Source organism: Methylophilus sp. DMC16, assembly GCF_056314045.1.
Map to the genome: position 1 here is coordinate 429,343 of NZ_JBQUZC010000002.1, position 20,216 is coordinate 449,558.

Sequence of the window (20,216 nt, forward strand, 5' to 3'; positions counted from 1 at the left end):
TTTAGTACCTGATGGTTGAAAAACTGTCATAGACCGGCAACATGACGGCGGCCATCAAAAACAGCAACATCAAACCCAGTGAAATGGTCAGCGCGGGCTCCAACATACGCAATAGCGACTGGATCCGCACTTGCACGTCCCGGTCATAATAGTCAGCCAACTGAAACAACATGCGATCCAGTCCACCTGTGGTTTCACCCACCTTGAGCAGGTGTAGCATCAGTGGCGGAAACTGCCCGGTAGCCGCAAAGCTGGCGGTGAGGCTTTCACCGGCCTGTACGCGCGCAGACACATCCTCAAGTGCGCGGGCCATGACACGCTGCGTCAGCAAGGGCTGGCACCATTGCAATGCCTGTAACAGCGGAATCCCGGCCTGGTACATCAATCCAAGAAACCTGCACAGCCGCGTGATCACCCATGCTCTTAGCAAGCGGCCAAACACCGGCAATCGCAACATCATGCTATCCCATTTATAAGCCCATTTTTCCGAGTGCCGCACGATTAGAGTCACACTCACCAGGGACAGCAATATCGCCAATAGCAGATAAGCCCCATAGTGCATGACACCCTCTGACAGGGCTAACAAACATCGTGTACTCCATGGCAGAGACTGCCCCAGGCTTTGCAAAAAACCTGCCATTTGCGGCACCAGAAAGGTCAGCATCACGTATGCGGCAATCATCACCATCACGCATAACACAGCGGGATAGCTCAGTCCCCGCTTGATTTGCGCACTCAGCTCAAATTGCCACGTGAGGGTGGCCTTCAATTGGCCAAATGTTTCAGGGAGCTGACCCGTCCGTTCACCAGCATTGACCAGTTGATAAAACAAGGCTGGGAAGACCTTGGGCTGCGCTTGCAACGCTTGTGAAAGTAATTTGCCCGCCTCAAGATCGCGCAACAAACCACGTAAGGCCTCGGCCATCACCGCCTGTTCGGCTTGTTCTGCCGAGACCGCAATGGCCTGACAGAGAGGCAAGCCGGCTTGCAATAGCTGCTCCAGCTGCACACAAAACACGATCAACATTTTGGGGTGCACGCGTGGCTGTCGCCAGCGCAATGGCTCACCCAGCTTCACCGTCAGCAATTCCAAGCCTTGCTGCTGCAGGGATGCAGCCAGCGCCTCTTCAGAGTCGGAGGTGCCATAGCCCCGTGTTAAGTGGCCCGTCTTATCAATCGCGGTGTATCGGTAGCTTGTCATCGTTTTAAACAGGCCTGCTTACATCCAGCACATTGGCCTCAAGCACACTTAAATCGACCACTCTTTTTAATTCTTGCAGACTAGTTTCGCCTGCCATCACTAATCGCACCCCCTCCTCGGCCAGCGTGGTGTAACCATATGATCGTGCGTTCTGCTGTAACCTTGGCAGCGAGAGTGGCGTGAGCGCCTCCTCCAAGCCAGAATGCATGGACAAAATTTCCATCACCACAGTCCGGCCTTGATAACCACTTTGTCGACAATGCTGACAACCAACCGCTTCAAAACACGTGAAACTTTCAGGAATGCACGCTGAATCGATGTATTGAAACATGGCTAAAAGGTGTGGGTCCGGGGAAGCTTGGCGCTTGCAGTGTTGACATAAGCGTCGCAATAAGCGCTGGGCAATCACCCCAACTAGGCAACCGGCCAGGGTATGCGGCTGAATCCCCAAATCCTGCAAGCGTAAAAAGGCAGCTGCAGCATGATTGGTATGCAAGGTGGTCATCACCAGATGTCCGGTCATGGCGGCGCGCACCGCCATAGCGGCCGTGGCTTCATCTCTGACCTCGCCAATCAGCATAATGTCGGGGTCTTGTCGCAAAATGGCGCGCACACCAGTGACAAAATCCACCTTATTGGCTTCGTTGACGGAGGTTTGCCGCATTAAATGGTGCGGATACTCAACCGGATCTTCCAGGGTCATGATATTCACCCCGGTCTGATTGAGATGCCCAAGCATGGAATACAGTGTGGTGGTTTTACCGCTCCCGGTCGGGCCCGTCACGATTAACAAGCCCTCCGGTTTTGCCAGCATGGCTTTTAAAGACGCCAACTGCGCGCAGCGTATACCCATCTGCGACAGCGGAATAATGGATTTATGCCTGTCCAGCACGCGCAGCACCAAGTTTTCACCATGCAGGGTAGGATGACTGGAGACCCTGAAATCGACCTCGCGCCCGCACAAGAACAGATTCACGCGGCCGTCTTGCGGCATACGCTGCTCAGCGATATCCATGCCAGCCAAGACTTTGAGGCGCACACACATGGCGGGCCAATAGCGATCGTGCAAACAGCGGATCTGCCAAAGCACGCCATCAATGCGGTAGCGTATCCTGACAAACGCCTGTTCAGGCTCGAAGTGGATATCCGAGGCGCCTTGTTTGACGGCATCGACCAAGATGGCATCCACCAGCCGGATCACGGGATGAGAGGCGGAAGCCACCGGCGAAAGACTAACTGCAGCCTCTTGCTGCTCGATTTCCTGCAACAAGCGCTCTAGCGACAGGCTATGTCCATAACACCGATCCAGCGCCTGCTCTATCTGGACTTCGGTCGCCAGAACAGGCGTCAGTGTAATGCCACCACCTAATAAATGTTTCAGTGCTTCAATCGCGTGTGCGTTCTGGTGATCCTGTACCGCAATCCGCAACGATTGCTGATCTGGTGTCAGATCAAGCGGTAACAAGCGATGTTGCCTGGCAAAGGTTTCTGGCACTTTGGCAATCCACACCGGGTCGGGCATCACATGCTGCAAATCCACACTCTCTTGCACATGCAGTTGCGCCAGCACATCTCTCACCATGGCGTCGGTGACAAAGTGCAGCCTAACCAACTGCTGGCCAAGCAACAATTGCTGCTTGCGTTGCTCGATCAGTGCAATATCGAGCTGATCGCTAGTAATCATGCCTTTCGTCAGCATCCACTCTCCGATCCGCATCACTCTTGCTCCAGTAGTTGCGCAAATAAAGCAGCATTGGCTTCGACCCCTGGCATCAGTTGCCGAACGCGCAGCCAATAGTGCTCATATTGCGCCTGATCACCCAGCCCTTGACTGATATACAGCATGCCGACCAATGCCTCGAGTTGATGCGGATCTTGCGCCAACAGTTGCGCATAAAGAGGCTGCGCATTTTGCAGTTTCTCCTGCTGTAATGCCGTACGCGCCTGCGCCAGAAGACTGATGGAGGACAAGCTCGGCAATGGTCCACGCTGTACCTGCATGACCCAACGAGGCGGGGTATTTTGACGGGGTGAGGGTGATGGGCTCTGCGCAGGCTCACTCTGACTGGGTGTGGCTACGGAAGGTTGCTCAGCCTTTGCTGGCGCATGTAAAGCAAATACGCTAGGTTCCTCCTGCAATCGAGACTTTTGCTCACCGATTGGTGACGGCTTAACCGGAGTGACGAATGGCTTTGCATCTACCCATCTGGGCGCAGCATGATTGTCCAGCGCGGATGCCGCTGAAAAGATATCCCAGCCTTGTCGCACTACGCAGCAAGACGCAATGATCAGCATCAGCCACAACAATCCCATGATACGCCGCTCAAGCTGCTGCCAATCGGTGATCATCAGCGATTTTGCATATGCATTTTTATTTAAGCGCAAGGGGCGTTTTGAATCAGCCAGCCATGCTCGAACATCCATCATGATGGCTCCTCGACATTCATTTCAAATGCATCAGCAGGCAAAGCGTCTGGCAGCAAGGGTTGAAACGATCGCAAATCGCCCGTGTTAACATCGGCCCGACCAATCACAGTGGGCCGCAAAAACACAATCAGCTCGGTCTTTTTGGCGGCCTGATTTTTGCCAATAAATGCCTGACCGATGACAGGCAGTCGCGAGAGGCCAGGCACGCGGTCACTAAATTCACGCTGATCATCCTGCATCAGGCCGCCTAAAACAGCGATATGGCCGCTGGCAACATTGAGCACAGACTCCATTTCCCTTACCTGGATTTCGGGCACGCTACTCACAATCCGACTGCTGCCACTGCCTAATTGCGGATTGGGGTCTTCGACATAGCGCAGCACCTTGGACACCGTCGGCCTGACATTTAAATTGACGCGCTGGCGACTATTGATTTGTGCCGTGACAGCCATGACCAAGCCTACCGGCACCGTATTGGCCGTGGTCGTCACTGCTTGCAAATTAGCACCGCTATTACTACTGCTTTGCGAAATTTGCGACTGGATGGTGAAGTAGACCAAGTTATCGACCACCTTGAGAATGGCCGTCTGATTATTGAGCACCATGAGCTTGGGACTGGAGAGGACACGCGTTTTGCCAAACTGCTCAAGCAAGGTGACACTGGCACTTAAATTACCAAAGCGGCTGAGAGGATTTAAGTAGCTCAACATAAACGCCACGTTGCCATTGTTCTGGCCCAAGGCATTTTTACTGTTATTGCTCTCCCACTGACCAGTGGTGCGGTTAAACTGGGCCGCATCGCTGCCCAAAGATTGCGAAAGCAGCCAGCCCCGTTGTTGCGCCGAGGCTGACAGGCGACTCCAGTCTATGCCCATCTGAAAACTTTTATTGAGCTCAACTTCTACAATGGTAGCTTCAATCAAGACCTGCCTGGCGGCAACCTGCATCACAGATTCCAGATAGGCTTTGACTTGCGCCTGCTGACTCTGCGAGGCACGTATGGTCAAGATGCCGGTTTCGGCGTTTGCAATCAGTTTGGAAGCCCGCCAACGGCGTTGCGCTTGCTGCGACTTTTCTTGCAATGGTGATGGTAAGACGGATTCTGCTGTGGTTTTGAGTTCACTGACTGCGGCGCTACCTGGCGCGCTATCAGTACCGCTCGCTGGCATGATCACGGTTGCGGGCAGGTGATCCATCACTTCTGCCCGAGCACTACCGGCTTTATCTGTTTCATCCAGCAGAAGCTGCACATTGTCTACCACGCTCTCCCACAGGTGATAGCGGGATTGAGAGGTGACTGCGGTTCTGGAACTATTACTACTGCCGCCTTGTGCCGGCAATGCTTGCACCTGCGCATTACTGTTACTGGCTGCGGCCATGCCGCCACGGCCAGCGCCATTGATTTCACTGGCCACGCCAATATAGCCATAGGTATCGCGGCTCATGTTCACATAATTGAGTTTGTAGCTACGAATCACCGGCGTGTCCGGTGTCACCAGCCACACCCCGTCTGACCATTCATAATACATATCGACTTGCCTGGCCATGCGCGCAAGAATGGCGGCCACCGACTGCTGCTGGGCATTTAAAGTGACTTTACCGCTCAAGGCTGGATGCACATCAAAATTCAGGCCGCTTTCTTGGGCCAGCGCAAACAGGACCTCCTGTACGGGTGCTTCGCGGACGACCAGATTGATCAAGACGGTGGGTATAGCAGACTTGAGCGCGGGGGGCTTGATGGCTGGGGTAGAAACAATGTCTGCCGTATCAATTTCCGGGAAGCTAGCCGAACCGTTGTCGGCCTGAGGGGTTGAAGGGGTTGAGGGTAAATGCAACTGCGCATGCGTAGCGCTGCCCGGGGGCTGGCTTTTACAGGCAGCGAGTCCAATCACCAACCACAGGATGAGCGCAATACGCATCAACCCCCTCCAAATGATTATTGACATTTTTTAACATATATTAAATATAAGCAATGTTAACTGTCAATCCATCCGGCGCAATCTGGTCAACCAGTGCGAGAGAGGGTGTTTAAAAAAGCTCGATTTCGCCGCTAATGATGCTGTAGTTGAGTAAGCCTTGCTCAACCAGGGATTCGTAGCAGCAGACCTGGTCTCTGCCATGCTCTTTGGCATAATAGAGTGCTTCATCTGCCCGCTCTAGCACAGTGTTCGGCAGCAAATGCGGTGACATTTTGGAATAACCGATACTGATGGTAACTCGCCCGACTTGCGGGAAACGATATTCAGCAAGGGCTTGCTGGAAGCGCTCTAGCAGCATGACGATGTCATCTTTATCAGCACATGAAAATACGCCCACAAATTCTTCACCACCAAAGCGGAACAGCAAATCGCCATCACGAAAGGTTTCCTGCATGAGGCGGGATAAAAGCAGTAACACTTCATCACCAATCAAATGACCATAGCTGTCATTGATCTTTTTAAAGAAATCGATATCAAAAATCACCAGATAATGGTGTAACGGAAACCGGAATTCTGGCTTGTAGTCATTGAGCAAAATCTTGCTCACACACTTATCAAAGGTTTTGCGGTTAAGCAACCCAGTCAGTGCATCCCGCTCGTTTTCAATAATCAAGCCGGCATAGTGATTAAATACCTGCAAACATTGTTCGACCAGCGCGATCGCTTCTGCGGTTAACTGCGCATGCTGAATCAACAGTATGGCATTTTTATGGGCAACACTTTGTTTGAGCGGAAAAATGTGCAACTTGCCCGCTGCAGTGTCCAGGCAAACAGATTGCCGAGTTTCCTGATCCAGGTAATTTAAAAGCAACGCATAAACATCGCTAGGCCACGCTTCAAAAGCAGGATCCATCTCATCTTGAGAGTCCATCACCGAGACCAACTGCCGACGCGACAATACCTGCATCCGGATCGGCTTTTCCTCGGCAGCAAAAATACACATCCAGTGCTGCATCAACGAAAGCAGCGCTGGATCCAATGCAAGGCTCTCCCTGACCTGTGTCAGGCCGATCAGGCTTTGCATAAATTTTTTCAAATTTAAATGACTAGGCATGTGTTCGACAGATGTTGTTTCGAACACTTTAACAAAGGGAAGAATGATTCTTAATTAGGAAAAGAACCGATTTGTAGGACTAAATTGTGAGGTTGAAGCAGAAAAGTGAAAATGGGGTGGCTAATCGGGCTCGAACCGACGACAACCGGAATCACAATCCGGGGCTCTACCAACTGAGCTATAGCCACCACTGAGAGAAATTGGCTGAAATTTTGGCCTGCCCGACAGGAATCGAACCTGTAACCCCCAGCTTAGAAGGCTGGTGCTCTATCCAGTTGAGCTACGAGCAGATAAAGTAGTTACATGCCGATCAGGCAATCCAGAGAAAACTGGTCGGCGTGGAGAGATTCGAACTCCCGACATCCTGCTCCCAAAGCAGGCGCGCTACCAGACTACGCTACACGCCGAAAGCAGAAATATAACCGATTTCACGAATTTGTGTCAATCTCGATGTGATAAAATTATCTTTTTTACGACAAATTTTTTGCTCATGAGCGCTCAGATTATTGATGGCAAGCAAATTGCGAATCAACTATTAGAAGAAATCAAATCCAAAATCGACCAACGGCTAGTTGATGGCAAACGTGCTCCTTGCCTGGCCGTTGTCCTGGTCGGTGATGATCCGGCTTCGGCCATTTATGTGCGCAACAAGCGTCTGGCTTGCGAAAAAGTAGGGATCGTCTCAATTGCGCATAACCTGCCAGCCAACACCACGCAAGAGGCCTTATTCGCGCTCATTCAAACACTGAATGCCGACCCTGACACTGACGGCATTCTGGTGCAATCCCCGCTCCCCCATCATATTGATGAGTCTGCCATTCTGGCGCTGATAGATCCGGGCAAAGATGTGGATGGGTTTCACCCCTACAATATAGGCCGCCTGGCGGTACGCCAGCCCTTATTACGTTCCTGCACGCCTTACGGTGTCATCAAGATGCTGCAAGCCAGCGGGATCGCGATCAAGGGGCTGGACGCCGTTGTCGTTGGCGTATCTAACCACGTTGGGCGCCCCATGGGCCTGGAGCTTCTGTTGGCCGGGTGCACCGTCACCAGCTGTCACCGGCACACCAAAGACTTACAAAGCCATATTAGTCGTGCCGATCTCATTGTATCCGCGGTGGGCAAGCCTGGCTTGGTCAAGGGTGAGTGGATTAAACCTGGCGCTATTGTGGTCGATATTGGGATTAATCGCCTGCCTGATGGCAAGATCACCGGCGACGTTGACTTTGCGATTGCCAGCCAGCGTGCCAGCCATATTACGCCGGTGCCTGGTGGCGTCGGCCCAATGACTGTAGCCACGCTGATGGAAAATACCTTGAAGGCGCTGGAACTCAGTGAGCAAGCTTAAGCCGAAGCAGTCTTGCCCTTGCGAATAGGCTTTGCAGGGGTTTGAAACTGGTGTAAACTCGCGCGATTGTTGATTGACGTAATGCAATAAACCATGCCGCTACAGGCATTCACTATTCGAAGTTTCGTTCGTTGGAACCATCATGGCAGATACCGTTAACAAATCCTTTACCCCTTACCAGCCCGCCGCCGGTGAGGAATACATGAATAAAAAGCAGCAGGATCACTTCCGCAAAATCCTGAATGACTGGAAAGCAGAATTGAGTCACGATATTGATCGTACCGTGCATACCATGCAGGACGAAGTGACCAGCTTTGCTGACCCGAATGACCGTGCCAGCCAGGAATCTGACATGGCGCTAGAACTGCGCAACCGTGACCGTGAGCGCAAACTGATCAAGAAAATCGACGAAACCTTGCGTAACATTGACAGCGGTGACTACGGCTACTGCGAAGGCTGCGGGATCGAAATTGGCCTCAAGCGCCTGGAAGCACGCCCAACCGCCACCTTGTGCATAGACTGCAAAACGCTGGATGAAATGCGCGAGAAACAAGTCGCCAAATAAGGCTAAAGCTATCAAGCAATAAAAAAGCTGCCTAAGGGCAGCTTTTTTATTGCACTTGTTTTATTGCATCGCAATGCATCCACGCACTACCAGTGCTCCTCAACCGCAAACAAGCGTTTGTGCTCACGGATGGCATAACGGTCAGTCATGCCGGCAATGTAATCAGCCACCGCCCGCGCCTGATCCTGCTTGGCTGCCAATTGGTGCTCGTCAGGCATCAAGGCCGGATTATCCATAAAGGTCTTAAATAACTCTTCAATAATCCGCCTGGCCTTGGCACTCATGCGATTTACCCGGTAGTGCTGATAGAGGTGCTTGCGCAAAAACTGTTTTAATTCGTGATTCTTTTGCACGACCGGCTGGCTAAAGCCGACTAGGTAGGCGGGTGCTTTGCGCACATCGTCTACGCTGCCCGGATTCAACTGCGCAATCGCTTGCTGGCTATGCTGACATAAATCAACCACCAGCACATTGATCATGCGGCGGATGGTTTCATGGATGAGCCGTTTTTCCTCAATCTCGCCATATTGCTTTTTAACCTCATGCATATTTTCGGCAAATAGCTGGATATTGGATAGCTGTTGGATGGTGATGAGGCCGGAACGTAAGCCGTCATCCACGTCATGATTGTTATAGGCAATTTCGTCAGCAAAGTTGGTGACTTGGGCCTCAAGGCTGGGCGACTCACCGCGCAAGAAACGTTCACCGACATCGCCTAGAAGTTGCGCATTTTTGCGCGAGCAATGTTTGAGGATACCTTCACGGACTTCGAAAGTGAGGTTTAAGCCATCAAAACTGGCATAGCGGTTTTCCAGCAGATCGACCACGCGCAAGGACTGCAGGTTGTGCTCAAAACCGCCATAGTCTTTCATGCAATGATTGAGCGCATCTTGTCCGGCATGGCCAAACGGGGTGTGCCCAAGATCATGCGCCAGCGCGATAGCCTCGGCCAAATCTTCGTGCAAGCCCAAAGTGCGCGCGATACCGCGTGTCAGTTGCGCGACCTCGATACTATGCGTCAGACGCGTGCGAAACAGGTCACCTTCATGGTTTACAAATACCTGCGTTTTGTATTCGAGCCGCCTAAAGGCTGTGGAGTGAATAATCCGGTCACGGTCACGCTGAAAAACATTGCGCAACGGGGACTCCTGCTCGTCGACCTTGCGGCCACGAGACTGTTCTGGATGGGCAGCAAAAACGGCGAGTGTCATCATGGGCTTTCTGAATCAGGCCGCCAGCGACAGCGTCTGTTTAAGTTTATCTGCATCGTAATCAGCCGTGATCACGGCTTTGCCTATCGCCTGTTGCAGAATCAGGCGAATGCGGCCATCGGCCACTTTCTTGTCCAGTTGCATCAAACGCAAATACTCATCCGCGCCCAAATCAGGGGCAGTCACCGGCAAGCTGGCGGCTTGCATGATGGTTTTGATACGCGCGACTTGTGCCGCATCCAGCCAGCCCATGCGTTGCGATAAGTCAGCCGCCATCACGGTACCCGCTGCCACTGCCTCGCCATGCAGCCAGACACCGTAACCCATGGCGTTTTCGATGGCATGACCAAACGTATGGCCCAGATTGAGCAAGGCACGCTCGCCTTGCTCATGCTCATCCGCAGCCACCACTTCGGCCTTGTTCTGACATGAACGGTAAATAGCATAGCTGGCTACTGCATGATCCAGCGCCATCAGAGCGGACATATTGATTTCCAGCCAATTAAAAAAATCAGCATCCCGAATCAGCCCGTACTTGATAACCTCAGCCACGCCGGCAGACAACTCGCGTTGCGGCAAGGTCCTCAAGGTATCAATATCCGCCAGTACCAGCTTGGGCTGATAAAACGCGCCTATCATGTTCTTACCGAGCGGATGGTTGATGCCGGTTTTACCACCGACACTGGAGTCCACCTGCGAGAGCAGCGTCGTAGGCACCTGAATAAAAGGCACGCCCCGCAAATAGGTTGCCGCAGCATAGCCGGTCAAATCGCCAATCACCCCTCCACCCAACGCAATCAGCGTGGTATTCCGCTCGCAGCGGTGTTGCAGCAGATGATCATAAATCGTTTGCAAGGTCTCATTATTTTTATAGGCCTCGCCATCCGGCAAAATGATTTCAATCACGCTCACGCCTGCCTCTCGCAGCGGCTGGGCAATACTCTGCATATACAAAGGCGCGACCGTTGTATTACTGACAATCGCCACTTGCTTGCGCTTGAGGTGAGGCAATATCAGGTCTGCCTGATGTAACAGGCCATTCCCAATATGGATAGGATAGCTACGGTCAGCCAGGCTGACGGTTAAGGTTTGCATGACGGCTCCAACGCTTTCAGGGCGCTCTCAATTTTTTGGATAATCACTGCGACTGGCTGATGACCGGTATCGACGATCAGGTGTGCAGTCTCGGTATAGAGTGGATTGCGGGCATGGAACAATTGTTCCAATTTGGCTTTGACATCGACATTCTGTAGCAGCGGTCGGTTTTTATCATTGCGCGTGCGTAAATACAGCTCATTCACATTTGCACGCAAATAAATCACATAGCCATATTTTTTGAGAATTTCGCGGTTTTCCGAGGCGATGATGGCACCACCGCCGGTGGCCAGCACGATATTTTCCTGCTGCGCAAACTCCTCTAGCGTGGCGGTCTCGCGCTTGCGGAAGCCAGCTTCGCCTTCCAGCTCGAAGATGGTCGGGATTTTAACGCCCGTGCGCTGCTCAATGACATGATCCGTGTCGTAGAAGGTCTTGCCCAGACTTTTGGCAATCAATTTGCCAACTGTGGTCTTGCCTGCCCCCATCAACCCGATCAAAAAAATGTTATTTGGTATTTGCGTACCCATAAAAATGCCCAACTGATCAGTTGGGCATTTTAAGGCAAAGCCTGTCTGCTGTCAGTAATCGTTCAGCAAGCCATGCAATGATCAGTTCAAGGCCAGCGTCTCGTCCATGACTTTAGGCGTGATAAAGATCAGCAACTCAGTTTTATCTTCCTGTCTGGTGTTGCGCTTGAAGGCATAACCCACCACAGGCAAGTCACCAAAAAATGGCACCTTGTCCGTAGATTTACGCGACACTTGCTCATAAATCCCACCTAATACCACGGTCTCACCGTTACCCACCAGCACTTGCGTTTGCACGTTTTGCGTGTTGATCGCGACACCGCCGGGGGTATCCTCACCCTTACTATCCTTGCGCACATCGAGATCCATAATAATTTTCTGGTCTGGTGTAATTTGTGGCGTCACCTCCAGGCTCAACTCGGCCTTTTTAAAGCTGACGGCTGTCGCCCCACTGCTGGTCGCAGTTTGGTATGGAATCTCCACGCCTTGTGCAATACGGGCTTTTTGCTGATTGGCTGTGGTTACGCGCGGACTTGAAATCACTTTGCCGCGTGCGTCGGCTTCCAGTGCAGACAATTCCAGATTCAGCAACAAGTTAGCCGAGAGCTTGAGCAAACTGAGCGCGATGCCGCCATAAGCATTGGTGACCGGCAAATTGGACATGAGATCAGGCTGACCATTGGAGCTAATAATATAGTTGCCTATCGTGGCACTTTGTACCGTGCCTCCTTGAGCACCCAAGGTATAGGTCCCGTTACTACCCGCCGTCGTCGGTGCCGTGAATGCGGTTGCCTTGTTCCCCAAGCCTCCGCCGATAGAAAGATTGGTATTGCTACCCGGTGTACCGGTTTGTGAAATACCAAACCGTGCGCCCAACGCTTTGGAGAAGGTATTTGAAGCAATCACCATGCGTGACTCAATCATCACCTGCTTCACAGGTACATCCACCTTGTTGATGATGGCTTGCACCTCGTCCAGCTTTCTCGGCGTGTCCTGCACAAATATCGTGTTTGTCCTGGCATCAAAGGTCACACTGCCACGTTGAGACAAGATACGGTTCATCCGTCCGCCTGAAGAGCCGCCAGCACCACCACTCATAGACAAGCTGGCACCACCACTGCTTCCGGTGGTGCCCGTACCACCCCCCAGCAGCATATTTCTGAAATCCATGGCTTTCTGATATTTGAGCGAAAAGACTTCTGTACGTAATGCTTCCAGAGTCTCGCGCTCGGCTTCTGCGGTCAGCTGTGCCTTCTCTTTCGCGGCAAACTCCTCGGCCGGCGCAATCGAGATCACGCTGCCATTGACGCGCATGTCCAACCCTTTGCTTTTCATGATCACATCCAGCGCCTGATCCCAGGGCACATCTTTCAGACCAATGGTCACGCTGCCCGAAACCGCATCGCTGACCACAATATTTTTACCGGTGAAGTCAGCGATCACTTTCAACACATCCCTCACATCAACGCGCTGGAAGTTAAGTGATAACTTTTCACCTGCATAGCCCTGCTTGGAGCCTTGAATCAGCTTGTTCGGGTCTTTTGCCAACGGACGGATATCCACCACCAACCGTTTATCGGTCTGGTAAGCAGATTGCTCCCAATCGCCTTGCGGTTCAATCACGATTTGCGCTTGATGCGCGTGACGTAATGCATCCACATACAACACGGGGGTATTAAAGTTAATCACATTTAAACGGCGTTGCAGCGCTTCGGGTAACTCGGTATCGGCGAAGTCAATCACCACGGTTTTACCGGCATTACGCACATTCACGCCCACCCGGCTATCCGACAAATCAACCAGTATCCGGCCTTCACCATTTCTGCCACGCACAAAATCAATGTGCTCAATTTTATGTGCTGCACCCGACGCTTGCTCCGAAAAGCGTTTCGCTGCAGCCGCAGCGACTGGCACCTCCTGAGCCTCCTGAATCAACCCGACCATCAGGGATGCACCCTGTAATTGCAATTGGTGCTGTACAGATTTGGTTAAATTCAACACCACACGACTACGGTCATTGCTTTGCGCGATCTGTACCGATTTCAATACCCCCTGATTGATCGGGATCACATTTTTCCCTGTCGCATTGATGGCATTCGGCAGATCAAAAACCACTCTGGGCGGATTACTTAAGGTGAAGCTAACAGGCGCGCTTGCCAATGGTTGCGACAACTGCAACTGCACATTCAGCTTGGCTCCGGGTTGCAAGGTAGCTTCAACGGCCTGCAGCTGGGTTTTTCCGTCTGTTGGTTCTGCTGCCACAAAACCAATCTGGGCAGCCATGGCGATCAGCAATGCCAATCGGACAATATGATTAGGAAATATTTTCATCATTGATGTTCCTGCAGTTCCAACGTTGTCATTTGCTCAGACCATTCACCGCTAACCGGGTCTTGAATCGTCTCTTTTACCTTCAGTTCATATTTCAGGCTTTGTCGGTTCTCACCCAAAGCCGTGACCACACCAAACCGCTCTCCCAAATGAGACCCCGGCCTGACCTGGTAAATAAGGTTATCCGGCGTTTGGATGGTGGCAAACATAATGCTTTTCTTGCTCATCACGCCGACAAACTTCAGACTTTCGAGCGGATAGGCTTCCAGCGGCTCTTTAGGCCGTTTCAAGTCAGGCTGATTCGTGTTGTGTACCGCGGCTTTGCGGGGCACAAACGGATCATGCAACGCACCGTCTGCGTTGTATTGTTTGGGCGCAAACCCTTGTACCTGTGGCAATGCCTCTATCGGCGCCACCATGGTCTGGTTTGCTTCATTCATAAACTGGGTGAGATCATCATCCTGCTTACTACCGCATGCGGTCAGCAGGAGCGCCAATCCAACCAGAATCCATTGCAGATTGATCGTCATTTTTTAGCCGCCTTGCTTTCCAGTGCCTTACGCGCCGCCACTTCCTCGGCATCGAGATAGCGATATGTTTTGGCAACGGCCTCCATCACCAGCATGTCTTTATGTGGCTGCTTGTCATCTTTGCCTGCAGGCTGAATATGCAAATTATGCAAGGTCACGATGCGTGACAGCTTGGCGACCTCTGTCACAAATGCGCCCAGATCATGGTAATGCCCCAACACCTTGATATTGATGGGCTTCTCGGCATAAAACTCGGCAAATATTTCAGGCAAAGGCACAAAGCCTTCAAATGAAAGTCCCTGGCTTAATCCAGCCTGATTGATATCGGTCAGCAAGCCATCCATTTCGGATTTATCCGGCAATTGTTTCAACAACGTGCCAAAGGTATGCTGAATCTCGACCACCTGTTGCTCATAGGCATTCATTCTCAAAGCCTGGACTTTCTTGGCCAGGTATTCATCACGCAGCCCCTGCTCTTTTTCCTTTTCTGCTTTTAATTCCTTGAGATTGGGATTGAGCAGAAACAAGTAGCCAAGTAACAGCAAGGCAGCAGCCAGCATCGCCAGCAAGGCCGCCTTCATTGGCACCGGCAAGTTACCGGCATTTTTTAAATCAATATTGTTAAAGTCAGACAATTGCATACGAGGTCATCCTTTAGCTGGCACCGGGGTTTGCTTGTCCGCCGTAGGGGGAGCATCCCGCTTCAAGGTCACGCGCAAGACAAACTCATACTCCTTGATTGCTTGTGCGTTTGTGATGGCTTTGATTTCAACCAGGTTAGGGCTGTGCATAATGGTTGAGCTAGCCAGGTTATGCACCAGCGTCGCCACTCGGGCATTGGTATCGGCCACACCTTTGAGCTCAATTTCATCCTCAAGCTGTTTTACGCTCTTGAGATAGACACCTTCGGGTTGCTGTCTGGCCAATTCATCCAAAATGAGCACCGCCTGGTTACGGTCACTTTGCAAGCCCTCAACAATCTGCTTGCGCTCCAAAACATGCTTGATCTGGTCCTTCAGTTTGCCAATATTGGCAATTTCGGTATCCAGCCTTGCCATTTCGTCTTGCAGCCGCTGATTCCGTGCTTGCTGTGCCTGGATTTTGCTGTGGATATAGCTCCAGCTCACAAATAAAATGGCTGCGGCGGCGACGGCCACCAATGCCGCCATCAAGCCAAACTCACGTTGACGCTCGGCACGCCGGATCTGACGATGCGGCAACAAATTGACTTTAATCATGCGTCCACCCCGCGTAACGCTAGACCACAGGCAATCATGAGGGCTGGGGCATCTGTCTCAAGCTGGGAAGGTTTAATCTTGCTGGCCAGCGCCATGCCCTGAAAAGCATTCGCCACCAAACTATGCACGCCGGTTTTTTCTTCAATGAGTGCCGCCAAGCCATCGGTTGCGGCCACGCCACCGGCCAACAACAGATGATCAACTTTGTTGTATTGGGTGGAGTTAGTGAAAAATGAAACGGCTCTGGCAGCCTCAGCCGCCAGGTTTTGTAAAAACGGCTGCAACACTTCCTGCGCATAAGAAGCTGGCAATCCGCCTTGACGCTTGGCGATTTCGCTTTCTTCAGGCGACAAGCCAAACCGGCGCTGAATCTCTTGCGACAAGGTCGCCCCACCAAAGGCTTGCTCTCGTGCATAGACGGAGTGTGTGCCTACCATCACATTGATATGGGTCACAAAGGCACCGATATCCAGAATCATGGTCACGGTTTTTTTACTGTGATCAGGCAAATGTCTCAAAATCTGACGGTAAGCCGTTTCTGTCGCATAGGCCTCAACATCCATGATCTGCACCTTGAGCCCGGCTTCTTCAGCCACGGCCACCCGGTCATCGATTTTCTCTTTCTTGGCCGCCACAATCAGCACCTCCACTTCATCGGTGCTTTTCCCCATCGGGCCCAAGATCTGAAAGTCCAAATTCATTTCGTCGAGCGGGAACGGGATGTACTGATTTGCCTCAGACTCGACTTGCAGCTCCATGTCTTCTTCGCGCAATCCGGCAGGCATAATCACGCGCTTGGAAATCACCGCCGCAGTTGGCAAGGCCAAGACTACCTGACGTGCACGCGAACCCAGCAATCGCCAGGCGGCACGCATGCTCTCAGCCACCTGGGTGAGATCATTGATATTGCCGTCACTGATTGCGCCTTTAGGCAACGTGACATTGGCATAGCCATCCAGCCGGAATTGCTGCTTGCCAATGGCACTGAGCTCCACCATCTTGACGGCGGTTGCACTGACATCCACACCAATAAAACTGGTTTTTTTGCGCTGTAAAAAGCCCAGACTCAACGGTATTGCCCTTCATAAATAGTTACATGCCCGACTTGCTATGCATCATCCATGCCAACTCATGCATTCGAGTGGGTAAACAATGGCTTACATGTATTTTTGCGAGTCAGGGAAATCCTGATTATTTGCATGATTCCATAATTAACTGCCTATGAATCAGCAAAAAAAGATTACAATTCATAGGTAATTCTCTCGATGGCAGCAAGACGCATGAATTCAAGAACCTGGTTGCAGTCCCTTCTTTTTCTCTTCATTACTGGCAGTTTGATCGTCGCAGCCTTGCTGGTATTGATGATCAGCATCCTCTATCCTTCCCTGCCTTCGATTGATGCACTGACGGATTACCACCCCAAATTGCCCCTGCGGGTCTATGACGCCGATGGCGGCTTGATGGCTGAATTTGGTCAGGAGCGCCGCGCATTCGTACCGATTGAACAAACGCCCAAAGTCATGAAAGACGCCATTCTGGCGATTGAAGACCGTCGCTTTTACCAGCACAACGGCATTGATACCACAGGCATTTTGCGGGCGATTCGCAACAACCTGACCGGACGCGGGCACGAAGGCGCCAGCACCATCACCATGCAGGTGGCTAAAAACTTTTTCAGCAATCCAGATACGCCACGCAATCTATGGACCAAGATTAAAGAGGCCTTGCTGGCGATCAAAATTGAACATGCCATTAGCAAAGACAAGATTCTGGAGCTCTATCTCAACCAGATTTATCTGGGCGAACGGGCGTATGGTTTTGCGACCGCCGCCAAAACCTACTATGACAAAGACTTGAAACAACTGAACCTGGCCGAAGCCGCGTTACTGGCAGGCTTGCCCAAAGCGCCGAGCAAATACGACCCCTACATTCATCCTGACTACGCCATCAACCGTCAGCATGAAGTACTCCGCGACATGCACCGCTATGGCATGATCTCTGATCAAGCCTATCAAGAAGCATTAAAAGCACCGCTTAAATTCCAGTCATCCAGACGCCAAATCCAGGCACTGGGCGGGGAATACGTGGCCGAGATCGTCAGGGCAAGCTTGTATAAACGCTATGGTGAGAAGGCTTATACCAGCGGGCTGCGTGTTTACACCACTATCAATAGCAAACACCAGGCTGCTGCCAATACGGCCATGATTCAAGGCATCATCAATTTTGAGTTGCGGCACGGGTTCCGCGGCGCAGAGCAAATGTTGCCATTACCGGCAACACTCAGGGCGTCGGAAGCCGCTGATTTATTGCGTGATTTTGTCACTTACAACCAATTTGTGCCCGCCTTGGTCACCAAGGTGGAACCCAACCTGCTCACTTTGGTCACCAAGCGCGGCCAGGTGCTCAAGCTGCAGGACAAATCATTGCTGCTGGTCAAAAACCATATGCCGCCCGCCAAACCCACCCCCTTGTCACTCAAGCCGGGCGCGGTCATTCGCGTATATCAAAACGGTGAAGAATGGTCGGTAGTACAACTGCCAGAAGTGGAAAGTGGCTTTATGGCACTCAATCCTGAAACCGGACAGGTACAAGCGCTGATCGGTGGCTTCAGTTTCCAGCGCAACAAATATAACCATGTCACCCAGGGTCGCCGTCAACCCGGCTCCAGCTTTAAACCATTTATTTACTCTGCAGCGCTTGAAAAAGGCTATTCCCCTGCCAGTGTGTTTGAAGACGCACCGATCAGTTTCACCTCCACCGAGACTGGCAGCAACAGCAGCTGGGAGCCGCGCAACTACGATGAAAAATATGCTGGTCCGATGCGTTTGCGTGAAGCACTGGCGCAATCCAAAAACACCATCTCAATCCGGCTTATGAATGCGATTGGCGCGCGTTATGCCCAAAACTACCTGCGCAAATTTGGCTTTGACCCCAAGGATCACCCGGCCTATCTGTCTACCGCCTTGGGCGCTGGCTCAACCACGGTCTGGCAGCTGACGGCCGCGTATGCCACCTTTGCCAATAGTGGCTATCAGGTGCATCCTTACCTGATCGAAAAGATCACGGACAGCCGCGGCAAGGTGATTCAGGCCGTGCAACCAGGCAAACATGTCTCCGCCGAGCGGGTGATTGACCAGCGCAACGCCTTCATCATTACCACCATGCTACAAGACGTGGTGAGAGATGGGACTGCGCGCGCAGCACTGTCATTGCGCCGCCCCGACATTGCCGGTAAAACTGGCACCACCAACGACCAGTTTGATGCCTGGTTTGCTGGCTACCACCCAAAAGAGGTGGCAGTCGCGTGGGTGGGTTATGACAACCCGCACAACCTGGGCCGAGGCGAAACTGGTGGCCGCGCAGCTTTACCTATCTGGATACGCTATATGCAGCAAACCCTGTCAGGTCAGCCGATTTATCAATACAAAGTGCCTGAGGGCGTCTTGCAATTGAAAGTAGATGCTTACACCGGTGCGCAGATCAGCGAAGACGATGCGGGCATTTATGAGTATTTTTATGAAGAGCACTTGCCACAATCCAAACCCGAAACACTGCCTGGCTTGTTTGACCCGGAGGGTGAGCATGCGCCCGAAGAGGAAGAGCCCTCCTTTTTGGAGCGCCTGATCGGCGAACACAGTGGCAACAATGAGGATAGAAAACTGCCAGCCAATCCGGCAGCCAAGCTGCTGAGCCCGAATTAGCAATCAATCTACGAAAAGCCTAAAGTATGTTTGATGATTTTACGAGTGACTTGAGGCAAGAAATTGCCCAATCTGCCGCGCGCCTGATGTTTGAAGAAGGCATCAGTGACTATGCGCGCGCCAAACGCAAAGCCATCAAAGCCATGGGCATCACGCAAGATGCCCCCTTGCCGACCAACGGCGAAATTGATGCGGCCTTGCGTGAATATCACGCGCTTTACGCAGATGAAAGCGATGCAGCTCACCTGCTGGAACTGCGGCAGGCCGCGCTGCATACCATGCGGCTATTGCAGAAATTCCAGCCCTACCTGACCGGCGCCGTCATGGAAGGTACCGCCGGGCCCCATGCCGATACCGAAATCCATGTCTTTGCCGAGAGCGCCAAAGAACTGGAAATCTACTTGCTCAACCAGAATATCCCCTACCGCCTAGACGAACAGCACTACCGCATGTCAGACCGTCCGAGCAAACAAAAGCACGAATTGCTACGCAAACGGGTGCCGGTGGTACTGGTAGAAACCCGGTACGGTACGCAACGCATCAGTATTTTTGAAGCCGACGACCTGCGTACCGCCCCGCGTAAACACGGGGAAAAGGCGGGAATACACCGGATGACGCTGGCGCAGGTGGAAGCGCTGCTGAAACCGATCCTGACTGAATAATAAGATTGCCGCAGCTCGACTGCGAGTGACATCCCTCATTTAACAACTCAACCTGCTTGCAGAGATTCCCGTGCTCTTGCCTGAGGAATGCCTTCAAGTGCTGCTCTCCTCACCTCAACTGCATATTGAACGCATCGTCTTCAAGGGGCATTCATCGCCAGCGGACCGCTAGGATGACCAAGCACAAGCTGCGTGGGTGTTGCGCTTGCAGGATGAGGCTGGACTGACCTTTGAAGAAGGCACCCTCAACCTGAAAGCCGGAGATTGTTTGAATATTGCCGCTAAACACCGGTTGAAATGGACCTAGCCAAACAGAGAGACCCTCTGGCTAGCCGAGTTTTATG

17 protein-coding genes and 3 tRNA genes are annotated in these 20,216 nt (G+C 52.1%); 4 read left to right on the forward strand and 16 right to left on the reverse strand.

What is annotated here, in order from left to right:
- Window position 1: 1 nt before the first annotated feature.
- From ACT53D_RS10205 to ACT53D_RS10240, 8 genes are all read right to left on the reverse strand, one after another.
- A complete protein-coding gene (locus tag ACT53D_RS10205; RefSeq protein ID WP_379074092.1) occupies window positions 2–1,201 on the reverse strand; it encodes a type II secretion system F family protein in 1,200 nt (399 codons plus the stop codon).
- A gap of 4 nt (window positions 1,202–1,205) precedes the next feature.
- Window positions 1,206–2,900, reverse strand: coding sequence for a GspE/PulE family protein (locus ACT53D_RS10210; protein ID WP_379074090.1), 1,695 nt, complete (start codon window positions 2,898–2,900; stop codon window positions 1,206–1,208).
- A 17-nt stretch (window positions 2,901–2,917) separates the two neighbouring features.
- Window positions 2,918–3,628, reverse strand: a complete 711-nt coding sequence (locus ACT53D_RS10215) for a tetratricopeptide repeat protein (protein WP_379074088.1) — start codon at window positions 3,626–3,628, stop codon at window positions 2,918–2,920.
- A complete protein-coding gene (locus ACT53D_RS10220) occupies window positions 3,625–5,547 on the reverse strand; it encodes a type II secretion system protein GspD (RefSeq protein WP_379074086.1) in 1,923 nt (640 codons plus the stop codon). Before ACT53D_RS10220 ends, ACT53D_RS10215 begins: the two co-directional genes overlap by 4 nt.
- 109 nt (window positions 5,548–5,656) lie before the next feature.
- The gene (locus ACT53D_RS10225) at window positions 5,657–6,631 is read right to left on the reverse strand and encodes a GGDEF domain-containing protein (RefSeq protein WP_194749129.1); all 975 of its coding nucleotides are present in this window, start codon (window positions 6,629–6,631) and stop codon (window positions 5,657–5,659) included.
- Between the two features lie 142 nt (window positions 6,632–6,773).
- Window positions 6,774–6,849 (reverse strand) — tRNA-His (locus ACT53D_RS10230).
- 25 nt (window positions 6,850–6,874) lie between these two features.
- Window positions 6,875–6,951, reverse strand: a tRNA-Arg gene (locus tag ACT53D_RS10235).
- 40 nt (window positions 6,952–6,991) lie between these two features.
- A tRNA-Pro gene (locus tag ACT53D_RS10240) sits at window positions 6,992–7,068 on the reverse strand.
- Between the two features lie 83 nt (window positions 7,069–7,151).
- On the opposite strand from ACT53D_RS10240, the gene folD reads away from it, so the two are divergent.
- Entirely contained in the window at window positions 7,152–8,009 is an 858-nt protein-coding gene (gene folD / locus ACT53D_RS10245; protein ID WP_338655789.1) for a bifunctional methylenetetrahydrofolate dehydrogenase/methenyltetrahydrofolate cyclohydrolase FolD, read from the forward strand.
- Window positions 8,010–8,151: 142 nt separating this feature from the next.
- Entirely contained in the window at window positions 8,152–8,574 is a 423-nt protein-coding gene (gene dksA, locus ACT53D_RS10250; protein ID WP_018986915.1) for an RNA polymerase-binding protein DksA, read from the forward strand.
- A gap of 86 nt (window positions 8,575–8,660) precedes the next feature.
- Here dksA and ACT53D_RS10255 read toward each other — a convergent pair whose 3' ends face one another.
- The 8 genes from ACT53D_RS10255 to ACT53D_RS10290 all read right to left on the reverse strand — a co-directional run bounded on the left by ACT53D_RS10255 (window position 8,661) and on the right by ACT53D_RS10290 (window position 16,579).
- The gene (locus tag ACT53D_RS10255; RefSeq protein WP_338655791.1) at window positions 8,661–9,788 is read right to left on the reverse strand and encodes a deoxyguanosinetriphosphate triphosphohydrolase; all 1,128 of its coding nucleotides are present in this window, start codon (window positions 9,786–9,788) and stop codon (window positions 8,661–8,663) included.
- A 12-nt stretch (window positions 9,789–9,800) separates the two neighbouring features.
- Window positions 9,801–10,880, reverse strand: coding sequence for a 3-dehydroquinate synthase (aroB, locus tag ACT53D_RS10260; RefSeq protein ID WP_476156040.1), 1,080 nt, complete (start codon window positions 10,878–10,880; stop codon window positions 9,801–9,803).
- Entirely contained in the window at window positions 10,868–11,410 is a 543-nt protein-coding gene (locus ACT53D_RS10265; RefSeq protein WP_476156042.1) for a shikimate kinase, read from the reverse strand. The genes aroB and ACT53D_RS10265 overlap by 13 nt, the downstream gene beginning before the upstream one ends.
- Window positions 11,411–11,491: 81 nt before the next feature.
- Window positions 11,492–13,744, reverse strand: a complete 2,253-nt coding sequence (locus ACT53D_RS10270) for a type IV pilus secretin PilQ (RefSeq protein WP_379074080.1) — start codon at window positions 13,742–13,744, stop codon at window positions 11,492–11,494.
- Complete coding sequence (locus tag ACT53D_RS10275; protein WP_476156044.1) at window positions 13,741–14,271, reverse strand: pilus assembly protein PilP; 531 nt, start codon at window positions 14,269–14,271, stop codon at window positions 13,741–13,743. Before ACT53D_RS10275 ends, ACT53D_RS10270 begins: the two co-directional genes overlap by 4 nt.
- A complete protein-coding gene (locus ACT53D_RS10280) occupies window positions 14,268–14,912 on the reverse strand; it encodes a type IV pilus inner membrane component PilO (protein WP_194748990.1) in 645 nt (214 codons plus the stop codon). The genes ACT53D_RS10275 and ACT53D_RS10280 overlap by 4 nt, the downstream gene beginning before the upstream one ends.
- Before the next feature lie 6 nt (window positions 14,913–14,918).
- Entirely contained in the window at window positions 14,919–15,509 is a 591-nt protein-coding gene (locus ACT53D_RS10285) for a PilN domain-containing protein (protein ID WP_194748991.1), read from the reverse strand.
- Window positions 15,506–16,579, reverse strand: coding sequence for a pilus assembly protein PilM (locus ACT53D_RS10290; protein ID WP_194748992.1), 1,074 nt, complete (start codon window positions 16,577–16,579; stop codon window positions 15,506–15,508). Before ACT53D_RS10290 ends, ACT53D_RS10285 begins: the two co-directional genes overlap by 4 nt.
- 210 nt (window positions 16,580–16,789) lie before the next feature.
- Between ACT53D_RS10290 and ACT53D_RS10295 the strand changes: the two genes are divergently transcribed.
- Entirely contained in the window at window positions 16,790–19,210 is a 2,421-nt protein-coding gene (locus tag ACT53D_RS10295; RefSeq protein WP_476156047.1) for a penicillin-binding protein 1A, read from the forward strand.
- A gap of 26 nt (window positions 19,211–19,236) precedes the next feature.
- Window positions 19,237–19,872 (forward strand): hypothetical protein, encoded by a 636-nt coding sequence (locus tag ACT53D_RS10300; protein ID WP_194748994.1) that lies wholly within the window; start codon window positions 19,237–19,239, stop codon window positions 19,870–19,872.
- Window positions 19,873–20,216 lie beyond the last annotated feature (344 nt).

What these genes read in the sequence shown, in the direction of transcription:
- ACT53D_RS10205 (WP_379074092.1), bottom strand. Translation starts at nt 1,201, where the DNA reads ATGACAAGCTACCGATACACCGCGATTGATAAGACGGGCCACTTAACA.
- ACT53D_RS10210 (WP_379074090.1), bottom strand. Translation starts at nt 2,900, where the DNA reads ATGCTGACGAAAGGCATGATTACTAGCGATCAGCTCGATATTGCACTG.
- ACT53D_RS10215 (WP_379074088.1), bottom strand. Translation starts at nt 3,628, where the DNA reads ATGATGGATGTTCGAGCATGGCTGGCTGATTCAAAACGCCCCTTGCGC.
- ACT53D_RS10220 (WP_379074086.1), bottom strand. Translation starts at nt 5,547, where the DNA reads ATGCGTATTGCGCTCATCCTGTGGTTGGTGATTGGACTCGCTGCCTGT.
- ACT53D_RS10225 (WP_194749129.1), bottom strand. Translation starts at nt 6,631, where the DNA reads ATGCAAAGCCTGATCGGCCTGACACAGGTCAGGGAGAGCCTTGCATTG.
- folD (WP_338655789.1), top strand. Translation starts at nt 7,152, where the DNA reads ATGAGCGCTCAGATTATTGATGGCAAGCAAATTGCGAATCAACTATTA.
- dksA (WP_018986915.1), top strand. Translation starts at nt 8,152, where the DNA reads ATGGCAGATACCGTTAACAAATCCTTTACCCCTTACCAGCCCGCCGCC.
- ACT53D_RS10255 (WP_338655791.1), bottom strand. Translation starts at nt 9,788, where the DNA reads ATGATGACACTCGCCGTTTTTGCTGCCCATCCAGAACAGTCTCGTGGC.
- aroB (WP_476156040.1), bottom strand. Translation starts at nt 10,880, where the DNA reads ATGCAAACCTTAACCGTCAGCCTGGCTGACCGTAGCTATCCTATCCAT.
- ACT53D_RS10265 (WP_476156042.1), bottom strand. Translation starts at nt 11,410, where the DNA reads ATGGGTACGCAAATACCAAATAACATTTTTTTGATCGGGTTGATGGGG.
- ACT53D_RS10270 (WP_379074080.1), bottom strand. Translation starts at nt 13,744, where the DNA reads ATGATGAAAATATTTCCTAATCATATTGTCCGATTGGCATTGCTGATC.
- ACT53D_RS10275 (WP_476156044.1), bottom strand. Translation starts at nt 14,271, where the DNA reads ATGACGATCAATCTGCAATGGATTCTGGTTGGATTGGCGCTCCTGCTG.
- ACT53D_RS10280 (WP_194748990.1), bottom strand. Translation starts at nt 14,912, where the DNA reads ATGCAATTGTCTGACTTTAACAATATTGATTTAAAAAATGCCGGTAAC.
- ACT53D_RS10285 (WP_194748991.1), bottom strand. Translation starts at nt 15,509, where the DNA reads ATGATTAAAGTCAATTTGTTGCCGCATCGTCAGATCCGGCGTGCCGAG.
- ACT53D_RS10295 (WP_476156047.1), top strand. Translation starts at nt 16,790, where the DNA reads ATGAATTCAAGAACCTGGTTGCAGTCCCTTCTTTTTCTCTTCATTACT.
- ACT53D_RS10300 (WP_194748994.1), top strand. Translation starts at nt 19,237, where the DNA reads ATGTTTGATGATTTTACGAGTGACTTGAGGCAAGAAATTGCCCAATCT.